The sequence below is a fragment of the Streptomyces poriferorum genome (genome assembly GCF_019399235.1).
Classification (GTDB): Bacteria; Actinomycetota; Actinomycetes; order Streptomycetales; family Streptomycetaceae; genus Streptomyces; species Streptomyces poriferorum.
The window spans coordinates 1-410 of the sequence record NZ_JAELVH010000653.1; the positions used below are offsets into that span (position 1 = coordinate 1).

Annotated in this window: 1 pseudogene; it reads left to right on the top strand. The window is 70.2% G+C overall.

Annotation, left to right across the window (positions count from 1 at the left end):
* Positions 1 to 175: 175 nt before the first annotated feature.
* Positions 176 to 410 (top strand): annotated as a pseudogene (locus JGS39_RS40265) (PucR family transcriptional regulator); the annotation flags it as partial.

The following is a 410-nucleotide window of genomic DNA, read 5'->3' on the forward strand; positions in this document are numbered from 1 at the left end:
CCCCCGTGTTTCCCCCGTGGTCCCCCGGTTGGTGCTGACAGGATCGTGTCATCTACAGCTGGTCGGCCGCATTGCCGGAACCCGGCAATCTTTCTCCGTGCTCGATGCCGGGCACCGGCATGCGCGCGTATGCGTTGTGTAAATATCAGTGACGCATCAGGAGTGGAGGCGGGGCGTGGCGGAACCGGTGATTCCCGACAGTTTTCTGGAGGGCTACGCCCAGATCCTGGGCGAGGTCGCCGTCTCCGGCCGTCGGCTCACCCGGGAGGAGCTCGACACCCGCCGCACCCTCGGCAGGCAGGCGGCCGAGGCCGGACACCAGCTGCGCGCCCTGGTCCGGATGCATCTGGCCGAGACCCGCGCCACCTGGCCGTCCGCCGTCCCCGGAGCGACGGCGGCCGCCACCGCCG